The sequence below is a fragment of the Methylobrevis pamukkalensis genome, from assembly GCF_001720135.1.
Taxonomy (GTDB): domain Bacteria; phylum Pseudomonadota; class Alphaproteobacteria; order Rhizobiales; family Pleomorphomonadaceae; genus Methylobrevis; species Methylobrevis pamukkalensis.
This window is the reverse complement of record NZ_MCRJ01000029.1, coordinates 1-20,234: the sequence shown is the minus strand read 5'-3', so window position 1 is coordinate 20,234 and position 20,234 is coordinate 1. Positions and strand designations below refer to the sequence as shown.

The 20,234-nt window shown below is 69.7% G+C and carries 16 protein-coding genes and 2 pseudogenes; 9 read left to right on the top strand and 9 right to left on the bottom strand.

Annotation, left to right across the window (positions count from 1 at the left end; genetic code table 11):
- Nucleotides 1-2: 2 nt before the first annotated feature.
- The 7 genes and pseudogenes from A6302_RS26100 to A6302_RS06910 all read left to right on the top strand — a co-directional run.
- Nucleotides 3-305: pseudogene (locus A6302_RS26100) on the top strand (xanthine dehydrogenase family protein molybdopterin-binding subunit); the annotation flags it as partial.
- A gap of 25 nt (nt 306-330) precedes the next feature.
- Nucleotides 331-2,400, top strand: a complete 2,070-nt coding sequence (locus tag A6302_RS06930) for a molybdopterin cofactor-binding domain-containing protein (protein ID WP_210183280.1) — start codon at nt 331-333, stop codon at nt 2,398-2,400.
- Nucleotides 2,401-2,533: 133 nt separating this feature from the next.
- On the top strand, nt 2,534-3,085 hold the full coding sequence (locus tag A6302_RS25230) for a BMP family ABC transporter substrate-binding protein (protein WP_280938916.1): 552 nt from the start codon (nt 2,534-2,536) through the stop codon (nt 3,083-3,085).
- The gene (locus tag A6302_RS06925; RefSeq protein WP_280938914.1) at nt 2,974-3,624 is read left to right on the top strand and encodes a BMP family ABC transporter substrate-binding protein; all 651 of its coding nucleotides are present in this window, start codon (nt 2,974-2,976) and stop codon (nt 3,622-3,624) included. The genes A6302_RS25230 and A6302_RS06925 overlap by 112 nt, the downstream gene beginning before the upstream one ends.
- A gap of 102 nt (nt 3,625-3,726) precedes the next feature.
- Complete coding sequence (locus A6302_RS06920; RefSeq protein ID WP_245293959.1) at nt 3,727-5,241, top strand: ABC transporter ATP-binding protein; 1,515 nt, start codon at nt 3,727-3,729, stop codon at nt 5,239-5,241.
- Nucleotides 5,234-6,313 carry an ABC transporter permease gene (locus A6302_RS06915; RefSeq protein WP_069306433.1) on the top strand — a complete coding sequence of 360 codons (1,080 nt, stop codon included), beginning with the start codon at nt 5,234-5,236 and terminating at the stop codon, nt 6,311-6,313. The genes A6302_RS06920 and A6302_RS06915 overlap by 8 nt, the downstream gene beginning before the upstream one ends.
- Nucleotides 6,310-7,242, top strand: a complete 933-nt coding sequence (locus tag A6302_RS06910; RefSeq protein WP_245293958.1) for an ABC transporter permease — start codon at nt 6,310-6,312, stop codon at nt 7,240-7,242. The genes A6302_RS06915 and A6302_RS06910 overlap by 4 nt, the downstream gene beginning before the upstream one ends.
- A 9-nt stretch (nt 7,243-7,251) precedes the next feature.
- Here A6302_RS06910 and A6302_RS06905 read toward each other — a convergent pair whose 3' ends face one another.
- The gene (locus tag A6302_RS06905) at nt 7,252-8,181 is read right to left on the bottom strand and encodes a DMT family transporter (protein ID WP_069306432.1); all 930 of its coding nucleotides are present in this window, start codon (nt 8,179-8,181) and stop codon (nt 7,252-7,254) included.
- A gap of 110 nt (nt 8,182-8,291) precedes the next feature.
- Here A6302_RS06905 and A6302_RS06900 point away from each other — a divergent pair, with 110 nt between their 5' ends.
- Nucleotides 8,292-9,125, top strand: coding sequence for an IclR family transcriptional regulator (locus tag A6302_RS06900; RefSeq protein ID WP_069306431.1), 834 nt, complete (start codon nt 8,292-8,294; stop codon nt 9,123-9,125).
- 8 nt (nt 9,126-9,133) lie between these two features.
- On the opposite strand, the gene A6302_RS06895 is transcribed toward A6302_RS06900, so the two are convergent.
- From A6302_RS06895 to eno, 5 genes and pseudogenes are all read right to left on the bottom strand, one after another.
- A complete protein-coding gene (locus tag A6302_RS06895) occupies nt 9,134-9,931 on the bottom strand; it encodes a creatininase family protein (protein ID WP_069306430.1) in 798 nt (265 codons plus the stop codon).
- Nucleotides 9,932-10,015: 84 nt separating this feature from the next.
- Nucleotides 10,016-12,091: a hydantoinase B/oxoprolinase family protein gene (locus A6302_RS06890; RefSeq protein ID WP_069306429.1), complete on the bottom strand. Its 2,076-nt coding sequence runs from the start codon at nt 12,089-12,091 to the stop codon at nt 10,016-10,018.
- Nucleotides 12,092-12,098: 7 nt separating this feature from the next.
- A complete protein-coding gene (locus tag A6302_RS24260) occupies nt 12,099-12,668 on the bottom strand; it encodes a hydantoinase/oxoprolinase family protein (RefSeq protein WP_280938920.1) in 570 nt (189 codons plus the stop codon).
- A 75-nt stretch (nt 12,669-12,743) separates the two neighbouring features.
- A pseudogene (locus tag A6302_RS21165) lies at nt 12,744-14,151 on the bottom strand (hydantoinase/oxoprolinase family protein); the annotation flags it as partial.
- Between the two features lie 521 nt (nt 14,152-14,672).
- On the bottom strand, nt 14,673-15,947 hold the full coding sequence (eno, locus tag A6302_RS06880; protein WP_069306428.1) for a phosphopyruvate hydratase: 1,275 nt from the start codon (nt 15,945-15,947) through the stop codon (nt 14,673-14,675).
- 290 nt (nt 15,948-16,237) lie between these two features.
- Between eno and A6302_RS06875 the strand changes: the two genes are divergently transcribed.
- On the top strand, nt 16,238-16,921 hold the full coding sequence (locus A6302_RS06875) for a L,D-transpeptidase (protein ID WP_069306427.1): 684 nt from the start codon (nt 16,238-16,240) through the stop codon (nt 16,919-16,921).
- A gap of 80 nt (nt 16,922-17,001) precedes the next feature.
- On the opposite strand, the gene A6302_RS06870 is transcribed toward A6302_RS06875, so the two are convergent.
- The 3 genes from A6302_RS06870 to A6302_RS06860 form a co-directional block, all read right to left on the bottom strand.
- Nucleotides 17,002-17,868, bottom strand: coding sequence for a VOC family protein (locus A6302_RS06870; RefSeq protein WP_069306426.1), 867 nt, complete (start codon nt 17,866-17,868; stop codon nt 17,002-17,004).
- 86 nt (nt 17,869-17,954) lie between these two features.
- Complete coding sequence (locus A6302_RS06865; protein WP_069306425.1) at nt 17,955-18,353, bottom strand: heme-binding protein; 399 nt, start codon at nt 18,351-18,353, stop codon at nt 17,955-17,957.
- A gap of 24 nt (nt 18,354-18,377) precedes the next feature.
- Nucleotides 18,378-20,006, bottom strand: coding sequence for a CTP synthase (locus tag A6302_RS06860; RefSeq protein ID WP_069306424.1), 1,629 nt, complete (start codon nt 20,004-20,006; stop codon nt 18,378-18,380).
- Nucleotides 20,007-20,234 lie beyond the last annotated feature (228 nt).

Here is a 20,234-nt window from a genome sequence, read left to right as displayed (position 1 = left end):
CGATGGCGACCCGCATGTTCGGCTCCCGCGCCCGCCGCAACGGCGACCCGAGGCTCCTGCGCGGCGAAGGCTCCTTCGTCGACGACATCCCGCTTGCGAGCCCGCTGCATGTCGCCTTCGTGCGCAGCCCCTATGCACGGGCGAAGATCACCGCCCTCGACACGGCGGAGGCCGCCCGCCATCCGGGCGTCGTCGCCGTCTTCACCGCCGACGACATCGGCGCGCTCGACCGCGAGATGCCGCTGCTGATTCCGCATCCGTCGATGACCGACGCCCGCACCCAGCGCCCGCTCGCGCGCGACGACGTGTTCTACGTCGCAGACGGTGGCGATGGTGGTCGCGGTCGACCGCTACACCGCCGAGGACGCCTGCTCGCTGGTCGAGGTCGACTACGATCCCCTGCCGGTGGAGCTGGAGCTGGAGGACGCCGTCAGGGACGACGCGCCGCTGGTTCACGCCACCCATCCGGGCAACATCGCCGCCCATTTCGTGCAGGTCTCCGGCGATCCGGAGGCCGCCTTCGCCGCGGCCGAGCATGTGACGACGATCCGTGTCCGCGTCGACCGCTCCACCGCCGCGCCGATGGAATGCCGCGCGGTTGCCGCGAGCTTCGAGGTCGTCACCGGCGAGCTGACGGTCTGGGATTCGACGCAGGCGCCGATCTCCGTGCGCGGCGGCATCGCCTCGATCTTCCATCTCGACGAAGACAAGGTCCGCGTCGTCGCCCCCGATGTCGGCGGCGGCTTCGGCCAGAAGGTGCTGCTGTTCTACCCGGACGAGCTGCTGGTGCCGATGGCGGCCATGCGCCTTGGCCGGCCGGTGAAATACATCGAGGACCGCCGCGAGAATTTCGTCGGCTCCAGCCAGGAGCGGACGCAGATCCACCATCTGAAGCTCTACGCGAAGAAGACCGGCGAAGTGATCGGTCTGGAAGACTATTTCCTCCACGACACCGGGGCCTTCATTCCCTATGGCATCGCCGTCGCGCAGGTCGCCTCGACCTCGATCGCCGGTCCCTACCGCATCCCCAACATCAAGGTCACCTTCGACGCGGTCTATACGCCCACGGTGCCGGTGACGCCCTACCGCGGCTGCGGCCGGCCGCAGTCCTGCTTTGCCATCGAGCGGGCGATGGACCTGCTCGCCGACGAGCTCGGCCTCGACCGCTTCGAGATCCGCCGCCGCAACCTCGTCGCCGAGGACCAGTTCCCGTGGACGCGCGAGGGCCTGCTGTTTGCCGACGGCCTGCGCGTCAGCCTCGACAGCGGCCAGTATCACAAGGCCCTCGGCAAGGTCCGGGACGCCCTCGGCGGCGACGGCTTTGCCGCCGAGCAGGCGGCGGCACGGGCGAGCGGCCGCCACATCGGCCTCGGCCTTGCCTGCTATGTGGAAGGCACCGGCCTTGGCCCCTACGAGGGCGGCCACGTCAAGATCCACCCGATCACCGGCAAGGTCTACGTCAACACCGGCCTCACCCAGCAGGGCCAGGGCCACGACACGGTGTTCGCCCAGATCGTCGCCGACCAGCTCGGCGTGCCGATCACCGACGTGATCCTCGTGGAGGGCGACACCAAGGCCTTCGACTGGGGCGTCGCCACCTTTGCCAGCCGCGCGGCGGTGGTCAGCGGCAACGCCATCCACAAGGCCGCGGCGATCGTCCGGCAGAAGACCATCACCGCCGCCGCCAACATGATGGAGGCGGACGAGAAGGACATCGTGCTGGAAGACGGCCACGCCGTCGTCGCCGGCACCGACCGCCGCGTGCCGCTCGCCGCCGTCGCCACCGCCACCAACCCGCTGCGCTATGCCTTCAACGAGGCCGCCAAGGCCGCCACCCAGTTCGCCCCGGCCTCGCGCCACGACGGGCCGGCGCTGGCGGAGGGACAGGCGCCGGGCCTCGAGGCCACCGACTTCTACAGCCCCGCCTGCGCCACCTGGGCCTACGGGGTCCACGGCGCGGTGGTGGAGGTCGATCCGGACCTCCTGAGCGTGAAGATCCTGCGCTACGTCTGCGTCCACGACTGCGGCAACATGATCAATCCGGCCCTCGTCGAGGGCCAGGTGATGGGCGGCATCGCGCAGGGGATCGGCGGCGCGCTCTACGAGCGCATCGAATACGACGCCGAGGGCAACCCGACCAACGCCAACTTCGCCGACTTCCTGGTGCCCTATGCCACCGAGGTGCCGAAGGTGGAGATCCTGCATCTGGAGACGCCCTCGCCGCTCAATCCGCTCGGCGTCAAGGGTGTCGGCGAGGCCGGCTGCATCGCCGTCGGCCCGGTGATCGCGTCGGCGGTGGAGGACGCGCTGGCGCCCTTCGGCCGGCCGCGCTTCCATCAGGTGCCGATCACGCCGTCCGTGCTCGCCGAGGCGCTGGAGCCCGCGCCCGCTGCCGCGTGAGCCCCTGCGGGCCCGCGCCTTGCTTGCCTTCGAAACAGCCGTGCCCTGTCCGCCTGTGACAAGCCCGCCTGTGACGACAATGTCCGCGGCCAGCCTCCCGAAGGCCGGCGGACCAACAAGAGGGGACTGTGACATGCTGATGCGAATGACGAGGTGGATCCCGAGGATCCTGATGACGCTGGGCGCGCTGGTCGCCCTCGCCGCGCCGGCGGCCGCCTTCAAGCTGGAGGGCGAGCCCAAGATCGCGATGATCCTGTTCGGGCCGAAGAACGACGGCGGCTGGAGCCAGGCGCTCGACGAGGCCCGCGGCCGGCTCGAGGAACGGATGGGCGTGAAGATCCCCGTGGTCGAGAACGTGCCCGAGAACGCCACGGCGATCCGCCCGGCGGCCGAACTCTTCATCGGCCGCGGCTACAACATCATCATCGGCTCGGCCTTCGGCTATTCCGACACGTTCAAGGAGCTCGCCGCCACCCACCCGGCGGTCGCCTTCCTCAACCCGGCCGCACCACCAACGGCGCCAACCTCGAATCCATCTACGGCCGGACCTACGAGACCCAGTATCTCTGCGGCATGGCCGCCGCCGGCGTCTCCAAGACCGGCAAGCTCGGCTTCGTCGGCGCCAACCCCTTCGGCCTCGTCAACTGGACCGTCAACGCCTACGCCATGGGCGCGCGCCAGGTGAACCCGGACGCGACCGTCACCGCCGTCTTCACCGGCGCCTGGAATGACCCGGTCAAGGAGCGCGCCGCCGCCGAGGCCCTGATCGAGCAGGGCATCGACGTCATCGGCCAGCATGTCGACACCCCGGCCGTGCAGGTGGTCGCCCAGGAAAAGGGCATCCACTCCACCGGCCACCACCGCGACATGACCGAGTTCGCCCCCGACGCGACGATCTGCTCGTCGGTCTGGGTCTGGGACAAGTTCCTCGAGCCGGAGATCCAGAAGATCGTCGACGGCACCTGGGAGCCCTCGCCCTACGGCGCCTTCCTCGGCATCAAGGACGGCGGCCCGGACATCACCTGCTGCGGCGCCGCCGTGCCCAAGGAGATCGCCGACAAGGTGATGGCCGAGCGCGACGCGATCATCGCCGGCAAGCAGATCTACGCCGGCCCGCTGAAGGACCGTGACGGCAAGGAGCGCGTCGCTGCCGGGGCCGTGATCGGCGACGGCGACCTCTGGGCCATGGACTGGTTCGTCGACGGCGTCGTCAGCCAGCAGTAGCCTGCCCATCAGAGCTGCATCCCCGCATCCTGCCCTCCCGGTCCGCCGGGCGGGCACCGTCTCCCCGCCGACGCCCCCCTAAAGATCCCAAGATCCCAGACCATGGACCTGCAGACCCCGATGACCGAGGCGCTGACACTGACGGGCATCGACAAGGCCTTCGCCGGCTTTCCGGCCCTGCGCGCCGCCTCCTTCGGCGTCCGCCGCCGCGAGGTCCACGCCCTCCTCGGCGAGAACGGCGCCGGCAAGACGACGCTGATGAATGTCGCCGCCGGCCTCTACCGTCCCGACCGGGGCGAGCTCCGCGTCTTCGGCGAGCCCGTCGTGCTCGACGGCCCGCGCGCCGCCCGCAAGCGCCTGATCGGCATGGTCCACCAGCATTTCAAGCTGGTGCCGACCTTCACCGCCACCGAGAACATCATGCTGGCGCTGGAGGTGCAGAACTTCGCCGCCGGCCGGCTGGAGATCCGCCGCCGCGTCGGCCAGCTGGCCGAGGACCTCGGCTTTCCCGTGCCGCTCGACCGCCCGGTCGGAACCCTGTCGATCGCCGAGCAGCAGCGGGTCGAGATCCTGAAGGCGCTCGCCGCCGGCAGCGAGATCCTGATCCTCGACGAGCCCACCGCCGTGCTCACCGACGAGGAAGGCGCCCGCCTGCTTGCCAACATCCGCCGCCTCGCCGAGCGCGGCACGGCCGTGGTACTCGTCACCCACAAGCTGCGCGACGTGATCGCCCACGCCGACCGGGTCACCGTGATGCGCGGCGGCGCGACCGTCACCACCGCCGACCCGCGCGCGCTCAGCCTCGATCTCCTCACCGCCCTCGTCGTCGGCGAGGTGGTGGCAACCCCCACGGCCCGGCAGACGACGCCGGGCGCGGAGCTTCTGGTGGCACGCGGCCTCTCGGTGAGCGCCGCCGACGGCCCGCCGCTCCTCGACGACGTCGGCTTCACCCTGCGCGCGGGCGAGATCCTCGGCATCGCCGGGGTCGGCGGCAACGGCCAGACCGAACTCGTCGACGTCGTGTCCGGCGTGCGCCGCGCCGACCGCGGATCGCTGCGGCTCGCCGGCGAGGATCTCGCCGCCGCCCCGGTCGCCACCCGGCGCGCACGCGGCTTTGCCGTCGTGCCGGCCGACCGCAAGACCCAGGCGATGGCCGGCGACCTGTCCGTGTCCGACAACTACGCCGTCGGCGGGGTGCTGCGCACGGCCTTCGGCGGCGCCGCCCTCGACCACGGCGCCATGCGGCGCGCGGCCGGCGAGGCGGTCGCCGCCTTCGACGTGCAGGGCGTCCACCGGCTCGGCCAGAAGGCCTCGCTCCTGTCGGGCGGCAACGCCCAGAAGCTGGTTCTCGCCCGCGAATTCTCGGCCGATCCGAAGGTGGTCGTGGTCCATTCGCCGAGCCGCGGCCTCGACATGCGGGCGATGGCCGCCGTCCACGCCCGCCTGCGCGAGGCGCGCGACCGCGGCGCCGCGGTGCTGCTCGTCAGCGAGGACCTCGACGAGATCCTCGCCCTCTCGGACCGGGTCGCGGTGATGTCGCGCGGCCGGATCACCGCGGAGTTTCCCGCCCCCGTCGACCGTCAGGCGGTCGGCCGCGCGATGGTGGACCATGGCTGACGCACGCTTTCCCCTCGCGATCCGCCCGCGCCCGGAGGCCGGCCCGCTCGCCCGGCTCGCCGCCGTCCTCGGCGGCCTCGTCCTCGGCCTCGCCATCTCGGTCGCCCTGCTCGTCGGCGCCGGGGTCGAGCCTTCCGCGCTGCTCGACGAATTCGTGCTGGTGTTCCTCGCCAGCCCGCAGAGCGCCGCCTCGGTGCTGTTCCAGGCCGAGCCGCTGATGTTCACCGGCCTTGCCGCGCTGCTCGCCTTCCGCGCCCGTTTCTGGAACATCGGCATCGAGGGCCAGATGATCGCCGGCGCGATCATCGCCACCGCCATCACCCTGCTGCCCGGCATTCCCGATCCGCTGCGCCTGCCGGTGATGGCGCTCGGCGCCGCGATCGGCGGCATGGCCTGGATCGCCCTGCCCGCGCTGCTGCGCCTCCGCCTCGGTGTCAACGAGATCATCACCACGCTGCTGCTCAACTACGTGGCGCTCAACGGCTTGCTGTGGCTGCTCTACGGCCCGTGGAAGGATCCGGTGTCGGGCTTTCCCTACTCGGCCGAATACACCGCCGCCGAGCGGCTGCCCTCGCTCGGCTGGGGCCGGGTCGATCTCGCGCTGCCGCTCGCGATCCTGATCGCCCTCGCCATCGCCTTCCTGCTCGCCCGCAGCCGCTTCGGCTTCCTGCTCCGCTTCGTCGAGGCCAACCCCGCCGCCTCCGGCGCGCTCGGCATCGACGTGACGAAGGTGGTGCTGACGGCGGTGCTCGCCTCCGGGGCGCTCGCCGGGCTTGCCGGCTTCGTCGTCAGTGCCGGCGTCGAATACCGGATGACCCAGTCCTTCTTCGTCGGCTACGGCTTTTCCGGCATCCTGATCGCCTTCCTTGCCCGCAACCGGCCGATCCTCGCGCTCGTCGTGGCGCTGCTGGTCGGCCTGCTGATGGTCGGTGGCCAGAGCATGCAGGTCTTCTACCAGATCCCGGGGTCCATGGTTCAGCTCATCCAGGCCGTGCTGGTCATCACCGTCGCCGCGTCCGACTTCTTCGTCGGCCACCGCATCGTCCTCCAGCGCGCGGAGGCGGCAGGTTGAGCGACTTCCTGATCAACTGGCTGGCGATGGTGCCGGTCTTCGCCGCGCCCTTCGCGCTCGCCGCCCTCGGCCTGCTCGTCACCGAGCGCTCCGGCGTGCTCTGCCTTGCCGCCGAGGGCTACATGCTGATCGGCGCGATCGCCGCCGTCGGCGCCAGCCTGACATTCGGCGGCTATCCGCTGCTGCCGCTGGCCGCCGGCGCCGTCGCGGCGGCGGTGGTGTCGCTGCTGTTCGCCCTGCTGGTGCTGGTGTTCCGGGTCGAGCAGGTGATCGCCGGCCTTGCCCTCGTCTTCTTCTGCCTCGGCCTGTCCAGCCTGATCGGCTCCACCTTCGGCTGGACCAGCCGCACCGTGTCGGGCAACCCGCAGTGGCCGATCCCCGGCCTGTCGGAGATTCCCGTGCTCGGCCGCCTGCTGTTCTCGCAGGACCTCATCGTCTACCTGCTGGTGCCGCTGACGGCGCTGGTCGCTTATCTCCTCAACGGCACGATGACCGGCCTGCGGCTGAAGGCGGTCGGCGACAGCCCGGATGCGGCCGATGCCGCCGGTGTGTCGATCCTCGGCACCCGCCTTGCCGCGATCCTCGCCGGCGCGGCGCTGATGGGCCTTGCCGGCGCCTATCTGTCGGTGGTGGTTGCCAAGATCTGGGTCGACGGCATGACCGGCGGCCGCGGCTGGATCGCCATCGCGCTGGTGATCTTCTCCGGCTGGCGGCCGTGGCGGGCGCTCGGCGCCGCGCTGCTGTTCGGCTCGATCGAGGCGCTGGTGCCCCGCGTCGCCGCCTCGGGCTTTGCCATCCCCCAGTATTTCCTGTTCATGCTGCCCTATCTCGCCACCCTCGGGGTGATGGTCTGGACCGCCTGGCGCGGCGGAGGCGGCGGCGCGCCGCGCGCGCTCGGCCGGCCCTTCCTGCGGGAGGACCGCCATTGAGACGGCGCTTCAGCGCGGTGCTGGCTTGCCGACGATGAACAGGCTGACGACGATGACGAGGGCGCCGGCAAGCGTGCCGAGTTCGAGATGTTCGCCGAGAAGCAGCACGGCGATGCCCATGCCGACAGCGGCGTTCACATAGGAAATCTGGCTGAGGAAGATCGGACCGCCGACCTGCTGCAGCCGGAAGAAGCAGATGTAGCCGCCGCCCGTCAGGATGCCCTGGCCGAGGACAAGGCCGGCGGCGACGACGGGATCGAAGGCGCCGGTGGCCAGCGACAGGCCGGTGAGTTCGAGCAGCCCCTCGCCGGCCAGCAGCAGGACGGCGGCGGCCAGCAGCGTCGGCGTCGCCATCTCGAGAACGCCGGCGCCCGCCGGCCAGCGCAGGGAGCGGAACACGTTGCCGGCGGCAAGGATCACCGGCACGGCGAGCGACACGGCCATCCACACGGCCGGCGGCGCGTCGAAGCCGGAAAAGCGCGAGGCGACGATGAGAACGGCGCCGACGAACCCGAGGGCAAGACCGGCGGCGCGGCGCCGGCCGGGGCGCTCATAACCGATCGCCATGGCCATCGCCACGGTGATGGCAGGCACCAGAGATTGCAGAAGGGCTTGCACACCGGCTCCGACGTGAGGCACAGCGATGGCAACGAGACCGAAGGGCGCGAAGGTGAGCGGGCCGGCCACGGCGGCATAGGTCCACGCGACCTTGGGCGGCACCGGCGTTCCACCTCCACCGGACAGCCGGCCGGCGAGACGCAGGACGAGGGCCGCGACGAGGGCGATGCCGCCGGCAAAGGCCAGCGGCGGCAGGCCGGCAAGGCCCGCGAGCTTGGCCACGGGAAAGATCGAGCCGATGCCGATGCCGGCAGCGGCCAGCAGGGACAAGGGCTCCAGCCAGCGCGCGGCGGCGGAGCCCGGAGAGACCGACCGGCTCATCGGGCGAATCGCCGGTCTGTGGCGGCCTGCGGGCCGAACGAAGCGCAGCGTGACAGGGCCGAACGAGCCAGGCTACGGCGCGCGCATGAGGACGAAGGGAACGCGGCAGGATGGCGAGACAGACCAAGGAGCCGGAACTGGACGACGTCGAGGGCGAGGTTGACGCCGTCGCCAAGCTTCACGGCTTCGACCGCGCGGTGGCGATCCTCGAATTCGTCGCCCGGCAGCCGAGCCGCATCGCCGACATCACCCGCAGCTTCGGCCTGCCCTGGGCGACGATCCACCGCACGGTCGCCCAGCTGGAGCGCGCCCAGTTCCTCAAGCGTGATCCCGAAAGCAACCGCTACTCGGTCGGCTCGCGCCTGTGGCTGATCGGCTCCACCTATGTCGCCGACAACCGGCTGGTGAAGTCGGCGCAGGGCGTGCTCGAAGCCTCCGACCGCCGCGAAGGCGTGGTCGCGCAGGTGGTCGAACGCATCGGCCTGCAGTCGGTGGTGCTCCACGTCCACGACCGGCCCGGCGACACCATCGCCAAGGCCAACTACGGCTTCCATTTCGATCTGCACCTCGCCTCCAAGGGCCATGTGCTGCTTGCCGCCGAGAGCGACGGTTTCGTGGAGGAGTATCTCACCCGCGAGCGCGTGGCCATGACCGACGAGACGGTGACCGAGCCGGAGGCGCTGCGGGCGATCGTGCGCAAGGTGCGGGCGCAGGGCTACGCGATCACGATCGGCGACGTGCAGCCCTTCGTCGCCTCCGCCGCCGCGCCGATCTTCGACGGCAGCGGCCGGGCGGTCGGCTGTCTCTGCTTCGTCACCCGCCGCGCCGTGCTCAAGGATCCGCAGAGCGCCGACGAGATCGTGGAACAGCTGCTGCGCGCCGCCTCGGCGGTCTCGATGGATCTCGGCTGGAAGCCGGCGATGGGCGTCGCCCTCGGCGGCTGACCGGCAGCTCACGCCTTGCCGGTCCCCTCCTTGCGCTCCTCGTAGGAGCCGGTGAGGTTGGCGAAGGTTTCCTCCAGGGCGTCGACGACGATGCCGATGAATTCGGCGCCGGCCTCGGCGGTCGCCACCGTCGGATCGCCGAAGATCGCCGCATGGCCGACGGCCGGGCGCGGACGGCGCATGTAGGTCCGCACCGGCGTCGTCGGCGCCACCAGGTCCCAGCCGACCGGGCCGTAGTGGGCGCCGGCGAGCCGGTCCATCTTCACGAGCTCCGGACGGGTCGCGAGCTGGAAGCCGGTCTCGAACTCGCAGCCGTGGCCCATGCCGCCCGGCACCGACCGGCGCCGCACGTCGATCGCCTCGGCCGCCGGCTCCCAGTAGCTCACCGCGGACACCTTGAACGCATGGGCCGCATCGAGTTCGTCGACGAGATGGCGGGCAACCGCGTCGTTGGCGGTGCCGTTCGGCCGGTTGCCGTTGAGGATGATCAGGTGGCGGAAGCCCTGGCGGATCAGGGCGGCGCCGATCTCGAACAGCATCAGCTGGTAGGTCGGGATCGACAGCGACACCGTGCCGGTGAAGAACTCGAAGGTCTTCGAGATGCCGTAGGCGACCGGCGGCGCCACCACCGCGCCGAGCCGCTCGGCCAGCAACACCGCGATGTGGTCGACCTGATGGGTGTCGGTGTCGACCGGCATGTGCGGCCCGTGGGCCTCGGTCGCGCCCGTCGGCAGGATCACCGGCCGGCCCTCGGCGATCGCCTCGGCGATCTCCATCTGCGTCATGTGGGACATCCGCACGTCCATGGCCGCTCTCCTGTGCAATGACTCGATGGTGTTCGCCGGCAGGGCTTTCCCCTCGTCCTTCGAGACGGTCGCTTCGCGACCTCCTCAGGATGAGGGGAAAGAGCAACGCCTTGAACAGAAAAACAGCACTCTCGCAGGCCTCATCCTGAGGAGGCCCGACGGGCCGTCCCGAAGGACGAGGCCGGGCACGCCGGCGTCACCGCGCAGGCCAGACCGGCAGCCGGCCCTCACATCTCCGCCGCGAACCAGCCCTCGTCCGGATCGGCCCAGCCGTCCGGGCGGGTGACCTTGCCGGCGGCCTTCAGCGCCTCGAAATGACCGCCGCGGTCGAACATCGCCGGCCTGCCGCGCGTCGCTGCAATCTCCGCCCGCAGCGCCTCGGTTGCCTCGAGATCGGCCGCAACCACCCTGCCCTCGCGGACAATGACGACACCGTAGTCTTCCCGCGCGCTCGCCTCGGACACGAGCGCCGCGCACGTCGGCGACCACCATCTCCACCTCGCGCGCCAGCGGGTCGCCCCAGCCGCCGCCGCCGGTGGTGACGAGGCGGACGACGCCGCCCGCCGGCACGATCACCGTGTCGGTCATGCCGGGATGGACAGTCTCGCCGCCGTCCGCATCGAGGACCGACACGCCGTAGCTGCCCCCCGCCTTGCCGCCGTTGACGCCGTAGCAGCCGAGCAGCGAGCGGTCGGCGTTGGAGATCAGCCGGCAGTCGGTCAGCGGCCGGATGCGCTTGTCATAGCCGAAGCCGCCGCGCCGCTTGCCGGCGCCGCCGCTGTCCTGCATCAGGCCGAGCTGCTCGATCAGGATCGGATAGCGCGTCTCGGAAAACTCCGCCGGCAGGTTGCGCGAGTTCGGGACGATGTGGACGACGTCGGAGCCGTCCGCCCACGGCCGGCCCGGGCCGCCGCCGCCCAGCACTTCGCGAAACAGGAAGAAGTCCTTGCTCATGGTGCCCCCCGACAGGCCCCAGATCCGGATCGTCTCGTGGTCGGCCGGCATCCGCCCGGCTGTCGCCTTGGAAAGACAGGCGGCAAAGGCGCCGAGCGTGCGCAGCATCAGGAAGAAGCGCATGCCGGTCGGCCGGCCCTCGTGCGGCGTGATCAGGGTGCCCTTCTCGGGGAACACCACCTCGACCACCTCCAGCACGCCCTCGTTGCTGTCGATCTCGGCGGCCCGCTCCGGGCTGGCAGCGAGCGAGCGCAGCGTCGGCGCCAGCCACTTGCGGAAATAGCGCCCCTCCACCTCGTCGAGCGACCAGTTGATCGGCCCCCTCGCCTCCCGGTCGGTGCCGGTGAAGTCGAGCACGATCTTCTCGGGCGTCTTGGTCATGGTGACGCGCAGCGCGTGCAGCCGCGGCTCCTCGACGCCGTCGGCCTCGATATAGTCCTCGAAGGTATAGGTGCCGTCGGCGATCACCGGCAGGATCTCGCGGCGGAAGATCTCGGCGGTGTTCGACAGGATCTGGTCGAAGGCCGCTTCGAGATTGTCGATGCCGTAGCGGTCGGCGAGCGCGATGATCCGGCGCGCGCCGAGCCGGGCCGCGCCGATCTCGGCGTCGAGGTCGCCGGCCAGATGCTCCGACAGGCGGGAGTTGCGGGTGATGATCCGGAAGGCCGCGTCGTTGAGCTTGCCGCGATCGTAGAGCTTGATCGGCGGCACCAGCAGGCCTTCCATCCAGCTGTCGGTGGCATGGACCGGCAGACTGCCCGGCACCGATCCGCCGACGTCGTCATGGTGGCCGAACACCTGCGAGAAGCCGATCAGCCGCTCGCCGAGGAAGATCGGCACCGTGGTGCAAAGGTCCGGCACGTGGCCGATGCCGCCGCAGGAGCGGTAGGGATCGTTCCAGAAGAACACGTCGCCGGGGTGGATGTCATCGGCCCCGAAATACTCGAACACCGGCTCGACGATCGCCGAGTAGGAGCGGCCGGTGAGCTTGCGGCCGCGGCCGTCGAACAGCGCGACGCGGTAGTCGTGCTGGTCGCGGATCATCGGCGAGCGGGCGGTGCGCTCCACCGCCGCCTCGATCTCCAGCTCGGCGGCGCGGATCGTGCCGTGGATCACCTCGAGCTCGATCGGACCGAGGGTGCGGCCCGGCGCGTTCTTGCCCGATGCAGCCGGGCCCGATGCAGTGTGGGTGTGTGTGTCGGACATCGGGGCCTCAGGAGGTCTGCTTGACGAGGACGAGGTTGCCGTAGCGGTCGGGCGTCAGGGTCCACGACGTCGGCACGACGACGGTGGAGCCGTATTCCTCGACGATCGCCGGGCCGGCGATGCTCTGGCCGGCGACCAGCGCGATGCGGGTGTAGAGCGGGCAATCGACCCAGCCGGTCTGCCGCCAGTAGACCCGGCGCGTGCCGAAGGGCGCGGCCGCCGCCCCGCCTTCCGCCACCGCCCGGATCTCCGGCCGGCTCTGAAGGCCGACCGCCTGGAGCCGCAGATTGACGATCTCCACGTCCTGCTCGCCCTCGTAGTGGAAGCCGAAGGTGTCCTCGTGGACGCGGTGGAACTGCTTGAAGACATGGGCGACCGCCGCCGGGCCGTCGAGATCGTCCGGCACGTCGACCTGCACCTCGTGGCCCTCGCCGAAATAGCGCACGTCGGCGATGCGGTGGGTGCGGATCCGCTCCTGCGGCACGCCCTCGCCGGTGATGTCGGCCACACCCTGCGCCACGAGCTGGCCCCAGGCGGCGACGATCTCGTCCGCCGGATCCTGCGACTGGCGGCGCACGAGGGTGCGGATGTAGTCGCGCTTCAGGTCGGAGACATGCAGGCCGAGCGCACAGAGATTGCCGGGATTGGGCGGCGACAGGATGGTGCGGATGCCGAGGAAGTCGGCGACGTCGGCGGCAAACAGCCCGCCCGCCCCGCCGAAGGCGACCATGCATAGTCGGCCGGCTCGCGGCCGCGCACCGTGGTCACCTGGCGCAGGCCGAACACCTGATTGGCGGCGGCGATCTCCACCGCGCCGGCGGCCACGTCCTCGGTCGACATGCCGAACTTGGCGCCGAGCGCCGCGTAGGCCGCCTCGGCCCCGGCGGCGTCGAGCTCCAGCGCGCCGCCGATGAAGGCCTTCGGCAGCCGGCCGAGCACGATCGCCGCGTCGGTCACGGTCGGCTGCGTGCCGCCGCGGCCATAGCAGATCGGCCCCGGATCGGAGCCGGCACTCTGCGGGCCGACCTTGAGCCGGCCGTAGTCGTCGACCCAGGCGATCGAGCCGCCGCCGGAGCCGACGGTGACGATGTCGAGCATCGGCGTCTTGACCGGATAGTGCTCGATCATGCTCTCGGAGGTGTAGCGCGGGGTCAGCTTCTCGATCAGCGCGACGTCGGTGGAGGTGCCGCCGACGTCGAAGGTGAGGATGTCCTGAAAGCCCGCCAGCGCGGCCATGTGGATCGAGCCGAGCACGCCGCCGGCCGGGCCGGACAGCAGCATCGTCACCGGCTTCTCGCCGGCCGCCTTGTGGGTGGCCATGCCGCCGTTCGACTGCATGATCAGGAACGGCACCGGCCCGGCGGTCTCGGCCAGCTTGTCGGCGGCCGAGGCGAGATAGGTCCGGCAGTAGGGCTTCACCATCACGTCGACGAGGGTCGTCATCGCCCGCTCGTATTCGCGGTATTCGGGCAGCACCACCGACGACAGCGAGACATGCAGCGTCGGGAACTCCGCCGCGATCAGCGCGCCGACCCGGCGCTCGTGGGCGTCGTTGGCGTAGGAATGCATCAGGCAGACGGCGACCGAGGTGACGCCGTCCTCCACCAGTTCGCGCACGGCGGTGAGCGTCGCCGCCTCGTCCAGCGGCTCCAGCTCGCTGCCGTCGTAACGCATGCGGCCGGGGGCTTCCTTGACGAGATGCAGCGGCACCAGCCGCGGCGGCTTCACCCAGAAGAAGCTGTTGCCGTAGCCGTCCGGCACCGACTGCCGGGCGATCTCGATCATGTGGCGAAAGCCCTTGGTCACGATCAGGCCAAGGCCGGCGAACTTGTGTTCCAGCACCGCATTGGTCGCGACGTCGAGCCATGCAGCAGCATGCCGACATCGGTGTCGACCCGGCCGGCGGCGTCCAGCACCTTCCGGATGCCGGCAATCAGCGCGACGCTCGGGTCGCCGGGGGTCGAGGGGGTCTTCACCGCGGTGAGTTCGCCGGTGTCGACGTCGATGGCCACCACGTCCGTGAAGGTGCCGCCGGTATCGATCGCAATGCGCAGGGACATCAAGCTTTATCCAATTGTTGGATACGATATCCAAAATCATACAGATGCCCAGACGCGGTGCAAGGCGAATTCTGCGGCAATGCACACGACACAGCCGAAATTTGCGGCAGGCGACGCGCATTGCGACGGACGACGCCGGCAAACGAAAACGGGCCGGCATGGAGTGCCGGCCCGGAGGGTGGTGGAAAGAGAATTGCCGTTGCGCGTGGCTGGTTCGAACGGGAGTTCCGCGCTTCCGCAGGGCACCGTTCTTCACCCTTTCCATCGTCATTCCCGCGAACGCGGGAACCCATCAGCCGGCAAGGGCGAAGCTCGCGAGGACAAGAACAAAGGAGAGCGCGGCGAGGCTCTGGACCCAAATTGTCCGTCCGCCCGCCGAACAATGGGTTCCCGCTTTCGCGGGAATGACGCGTAGAAGCACCCCGCCCCAAAACAAACCCGCCCCCGGAAGCCCCGACGAATCGGGGCCGCCGGAGGCGGGCGTGATGGTCAGGCCTGAACGGAAACCGGAACGGTCTCGCTCAGCCCTTGAGGATCGAGCGGCCGGCGTATCTGGCCTGCGGGCCGAGTTCCTCGGCGATGCGCATCAGCTGGTTGTACTTTGCCACCCGGTCCGAGCGGGCGAGCGAGCCGGTCTTGATCTGCCCGCAGTTGGTGGCGACCGCGAGGTCGGCGATGGTGCTGTCCTCGGTCTCGCCCGAGCGATGCGACATCACCGCGGTGTAGCCGGCCTTGTGGGCGGTCTCGACCGCTTCCAGCGTCTCCGACAGCGTGCCGATCTGGTTGACCTTGACGAGGATCGAGTTGGCGGTGCCGGACTTGATGCCGCGGGTCAGGCGCTTGGTGTTGGTGACGAACAGGTCGTCGCCGACGAGTTGCACCGACTTGCCGATCTTGTCGGTCAGCAGCTTCCAGCCTTCCCAGTCGTCCTCGGACATGCCGTCCTCGATCGAGATGATCGGGTACTTGGCGGCGAGCGCGGCGAGATAGTCGACCTGCTCCTCGATCGAGCGGGTCACGCCCTCGCCCTCGTAGACGTAGGCGCCGTCCTTGAAGAACTCGGTTGCCGCGCAGTCGAGCGCCAGGTAGACATCCTCGCCCGGGCGGTAGCCGGCCTTCTCGATCGAGGCGAGCACGAAGTCGAGCGCCTCGGTCGCCGAGCCGAGATTCGGCGCAAAGCCGCCCTCGTCGCCGACGTTGGTGTTGTGGCCGGCGGCCTTGAGGCCCTTCTTCAGGGTGTGGAAGATTTCCGAACCCATGCGCACGGCCTCCGCGATGCTTTCGGCTCCGACCGGCATGATCATGAATTCCTGGAAGTCGATCGGGTTGTCCGCATGGGCGCCGCCGTTGATGATGTTCATCATCGGCACCGGCAGGATGCGGGCGCTCGGGCCGCCGACATAGCGGTAGAGCGGCAGGCCGCTCGCCTCGGCCGCGGCCTTGGCCACGGCGAGCGAGACGCCGAGAATGGCGTTGGCGCCCAGCCGGCCCTTGTTCTCGGTGCCGTCGAGTTCCATCATGATGTTGTCGATGTGGATCTGGTCCTCGGCGTCGAGGCCGATGATCGCCTCGCACAGGTCGCCGTTGACCGCGTCGACCGCCATCTCCACGCCCTTGCCGAAATAGCGCTCGCCGCCGTCGCGCAGCTCCACAGCCTCGTGGGCGCCGGTCGAGGCGCCCGACGGAACGGCGGCGCGGCCCACGGAGCCGTCCTCCAGAATCACGTCGACCTCAACGGTCGGATTGCCCCGGCTGTCCAGAATTTCGCGTCCGATGACGTCGATGATGGCGGTCATGAATGGCTCCCTCGTCCCTGCTGCGCGGGGCAGAACCGGCATGTGCCCGGCCCCCGCGCGGTCTGTCGTATCCGGTGACCTACATATCCGAGCCATGTGACGCTGCATAGAGCGGCCGGGCGCCGCGAGCCGTCACGGCAGGCCTGGAGCGGGAGTCCCAGGCCATGCGCGACACGCAGAAGTGATGTCGGCGTCATCACATAAAGCCATTCCGGCCCTGAATTCGTTCAGCCTGGTCGTCTACGCTGCCTGCTTCCATTCGAGGATTCGAAATCAAGGAGACAGGTGCGTTGAAGATCGATCGAAGGACCGTGCTGTTCGGGTTGCCGCTGTTTGCCGGCGGGTGCGTCTCGGGGAATTTCCCCGCGCCGCCGAACCCCCGCCTTGCAGCCCAGCCGCAGTATTCGCCGGAAATGGTCGCGATGTATGCCGCCATCGACACAGAGCCCTTTCCCGTGCCGGCGATCGATCTCCGCCAGGTCGATCCGAAGTTCCTGCGTGCAGAGGTCGCCTACGACAGCCCCCATCCGGTCGGCACGATCGTGGTCGATCCCTATGCCCGCTATCTCTATCTGGTGCGCGAGCGCGGCCGGGCGCTGCGTTACGGCGTCGGCGTCGGCAAAGTCGATGCGTTCAACTTCACCGGCGAGGCGACCATTGCCCGCAAGGCGGCCTGGCCGAGCTGGCGGCCGACCAACGACATGATTGCCCGCGAGCCGGACCGCTACGGCCCGCTCAGCGAGGGGCTTCCGGGCGGCCTGACAAATCCGCTCGGCGCCCGCGCGCTCTACCTCTATCGCGATGGCAAGGACACCTACTACCGCATCCATGGCACGCTCGAGCCGTGGACGATCGGCACCAAGGTGTCGTCCGGCTGTATCCGCCTGCTCAATCAGGACATCATCGATCTGCACCGCCGCACGCCGGTGGGCTCGAAGGTCATCGTCCTCACGGCGAGCGACGCCGTCGCCTGATCGGACGATCCCTCGCCGCGCGGAGCCACATGCCTCGCGCGGCAGAGGACCGAATGATGAGAGAAGCCGGCGCGACGCGCTCAGGCAAGGATCAGCGCGACACCGAAGGCGGCCGAGGGCGCAATGACAAGGGCGCCGTCCGCCGGTGCGCGGCCGAACGGGATCTGCGCCGCGTCCAGCCTCTCGGCCATGGCCGACCGGTCGGTGCCGCCAAGGACGATGGCCGCAAAGCGCGGCGTTCCCGGAGCTTCCGGCAAGGCGTCCGGCCCAAAGACGTCACAAAACGCGGCGGGTGTCGAAATCCGCAATTCGCCGCGACCGGTGTCGAACGCAATGCCGCCCCGAGCATCCACCGCCTCGGCCCCCGCAAAGGCGGCAAGGAACGGCGAGACGCTGGCCGGATCGGCGGCGACCATCACCACCGCCGCAATCCCGGTCGCGCCATTGGCGTGGTCCTGGAATTCGGGCGTCCAGAAATTCTCCGGAAAATGCTGCTCGCAGGTGAAGAAGCCGGCGTCGGGCATCGCGTCGCTGGAGGTGAAGGTCAGCGAGAAGGCGACCGTACGCGTCGAGCCGTCCGGCCGGCGCGCATCGCGCACGAAGCGGAAGGGCGCATAGGTGCGCAGGCCCGCGGCGGCGAAATCCGCGCGGTCGGCGGCGGTGCCGGCGCTTTCCAGCACCAGCATCGACAGGCCTTCGCGGTGCTTCAGGAAATCGCGATTGAAGGCGGCAAACGAGAAGGTCTCGTCGTCGCCGGGCGAAATCGCCGAATCGTCGGCCACCGACAGCAGTTCGAGGAAGGCGCCGTCGAACTGGACGAGACTGTTCATGGTGCCGAAGGGATGCCAGTTCACCGGCGTCACGGTGAAGCCGAGCGCCCGGTAGAACTCCCGCGTTGCCCGGAGGTCGCGGACCGGAAGGACCAGATGGTCGATGCCCCGTGCCACCGTGTCCTCCCCCCGTCCCTTCCTGCCGAGCGATCCCTCAGGCGATGGCGGCCCGCGCCCGTTTCAGGCCACATCTCTCGTCTGCGTCAGGCGCCGAGCGCGGCGATCCCGGCGGCGGCCACCTGCTCGTCCTCGTGCGACTGGACGCCCGAAACACCCACGCCGCCGACGCATTCGCCCTCGACGATGATCGGCAGGCCGCCCTGCACCGGCAGACGCGGCAGGAAGGCCGTGCCCGGGCGTTCCTTGGCCATGTCCTCGGCAAACCGCGTGGAGCGACGGGTCACCGCCGCGGCCTTTGCCTTGTCGACGGCGATCTGCGCGCTCATCGTGATCGCGCCGTCCAGACGTTCCAGCATCAGCGGCACGCCGTGGTCGTCGACGATGGCGATGGTGACCGCCCAGCCGCTGCGCTGCGCCTCGGCCTTGGCGGCGGCCATGATCGTCGCGGCATCCGCCCCGTCGAGAACCAGTTTCCTGCGCATCGTCGATCCTCTCTGTCGTGCCGCTCAGACGAGCCGGCTGCGTTCCACGGCCGCGCCGATGAAGCTGGCGAACAGCGGATGCGGCTCGAACGGCCGCGACTTCAGTTCGGGATGATACTGGACGCCGATGAACCAGGGGTGGTTGTCGAGCTCCACCGTCTCCGGCAGCACGCCGTCCGGCGACAGGCCGGCAAAGCGCATGCCCTTCTCTTCCAGACGGTCGCGGTAGTCGATGTTGACCTCGTAGCGGTGACGGTGGCGCTCGGAGATGCGCTCGCTGCCGTAGATCTCCGCGATCTTCGAGCCCGGCGCGAGCCGCGCCTCGTAGGCGCCCAGACGCAGCGTGCCGCCGAGGTCGCCGCCGGACATCCGCTTTTCCAGAAGGTTGCCGCGCAGCCACTCGGTCATGATGCCGACCACCGGCTCCGGGGTCGGGCCGAATTCGGTCGAGCTCGCCTTCTCCACGCCGGCCAGATTGCGCGCCGCCTCGATCACGGCCATCTGCATGCCGAAGCAGATGCCGAAATAGGGCACGTCGTGACGGCGGGCAAAGCCGGCCGCGGCGATCTTGCCCTCGGCCCCGCGCTCGCCGAAACCGCCCGGCACGAGGATGCCGTTGACGTGCTCCAGATAGGGCGTCGGATCTTCCTTCTCGAAGATCTCGCTCTCGATCCACTCGATGTTGACCTTGACGCGGTTGACGATCCCGCCATGCACCAGCGCCTCGATCAGCGACTTGTAGGCGTCCTTCAGGCCGGTGTACTTGCCGACCACGGCGATCGTCACCTCCCCTTCCGGATTGCGGATGTTGGAGGAGATCGCCTTCCACTTGGAGATGTCGGGCTCGGGCGCGTCGGTGATGCCGAAGGCCGCCAGCGTCTCGGCGTCGAGGCCGGCCTCGTGATAGGCGATCGGCACCTCGTAGATCGAGCGCACGTCGAGCGCGGGAATCACGGCGGTCTCGCGCACGTTGCAGAACAGCGACAGCTTCCGCCGCTCGCCGGCCGGGATCGGCCGGTCGCACCGGACCATCAGCAGGTCGGGCTGGATGCCGATCGAGCGCAACTCCTTCACCGAATGCTGGGTCGGCTTGGTCTTGAGCTCGCCCGCGCTCGGGATCCACGGCATCAGCGTCAGGTGGATGTAGACGGCATGCTGGCGCGGCAGTTCGTTGCCGAGCTGGCGGATCGCCTCGAGGAAGGGCATCGCCTCGATGTCGCCGACCGTGCCGCCGATCTCGCAGAGCACGAAGTCGTAGTCCTCGTTGCCGTCGAGAACGAAGGCCTTGATGGCGTCGGTCACGTGGGGAATCACCTGCACCGTGCCGCCGAGGTAATCGCCGCGCCGCTCGCGGGCGATGATGTCCTGGTAGATGCGGCCGGTGGTGATGTTGTCCTGGCGGTTGGCGGGCCGGCCCGAGAAGCGCTCGTAGTGGCCGAGATCGAGGTCGGTCTCGGCGCCGTCGTCGGTGACGAACACCTCGCCGTGCTGGGTCGGCGACATCGTGCCCGGATCGACGTTGAGATAGGGGTCGAGCTTGCGCAGGCGGCAGCGGTAGCCGCGCGCCTGGAGCAGCGCCGCGAGCGCCGCAGCGCCCAGTCCCTTGCCGAGGGACGAGACCACACCGCCGGTGATGAAGATATACCGCGCCATGGGTGATCAACCTATCGGGTGACGGTCCGATTCGTCAGGGTCTGCGCACCATCGGACCGCAAAAAATAGGATGCCATCGCGGCGGATGCCGCGCGGCGTTCAGAGCTTGTATCGCAACGGCGGCGGCCCGACCTGCGGGCCGCCGGAACCGGCATCACTGCGCCGGAGCGGCCGGGGCCTGTTCGGGCGCGGCGGGCGCAGGCGCTTCGCTGGCCGGAGCTTCCGGAG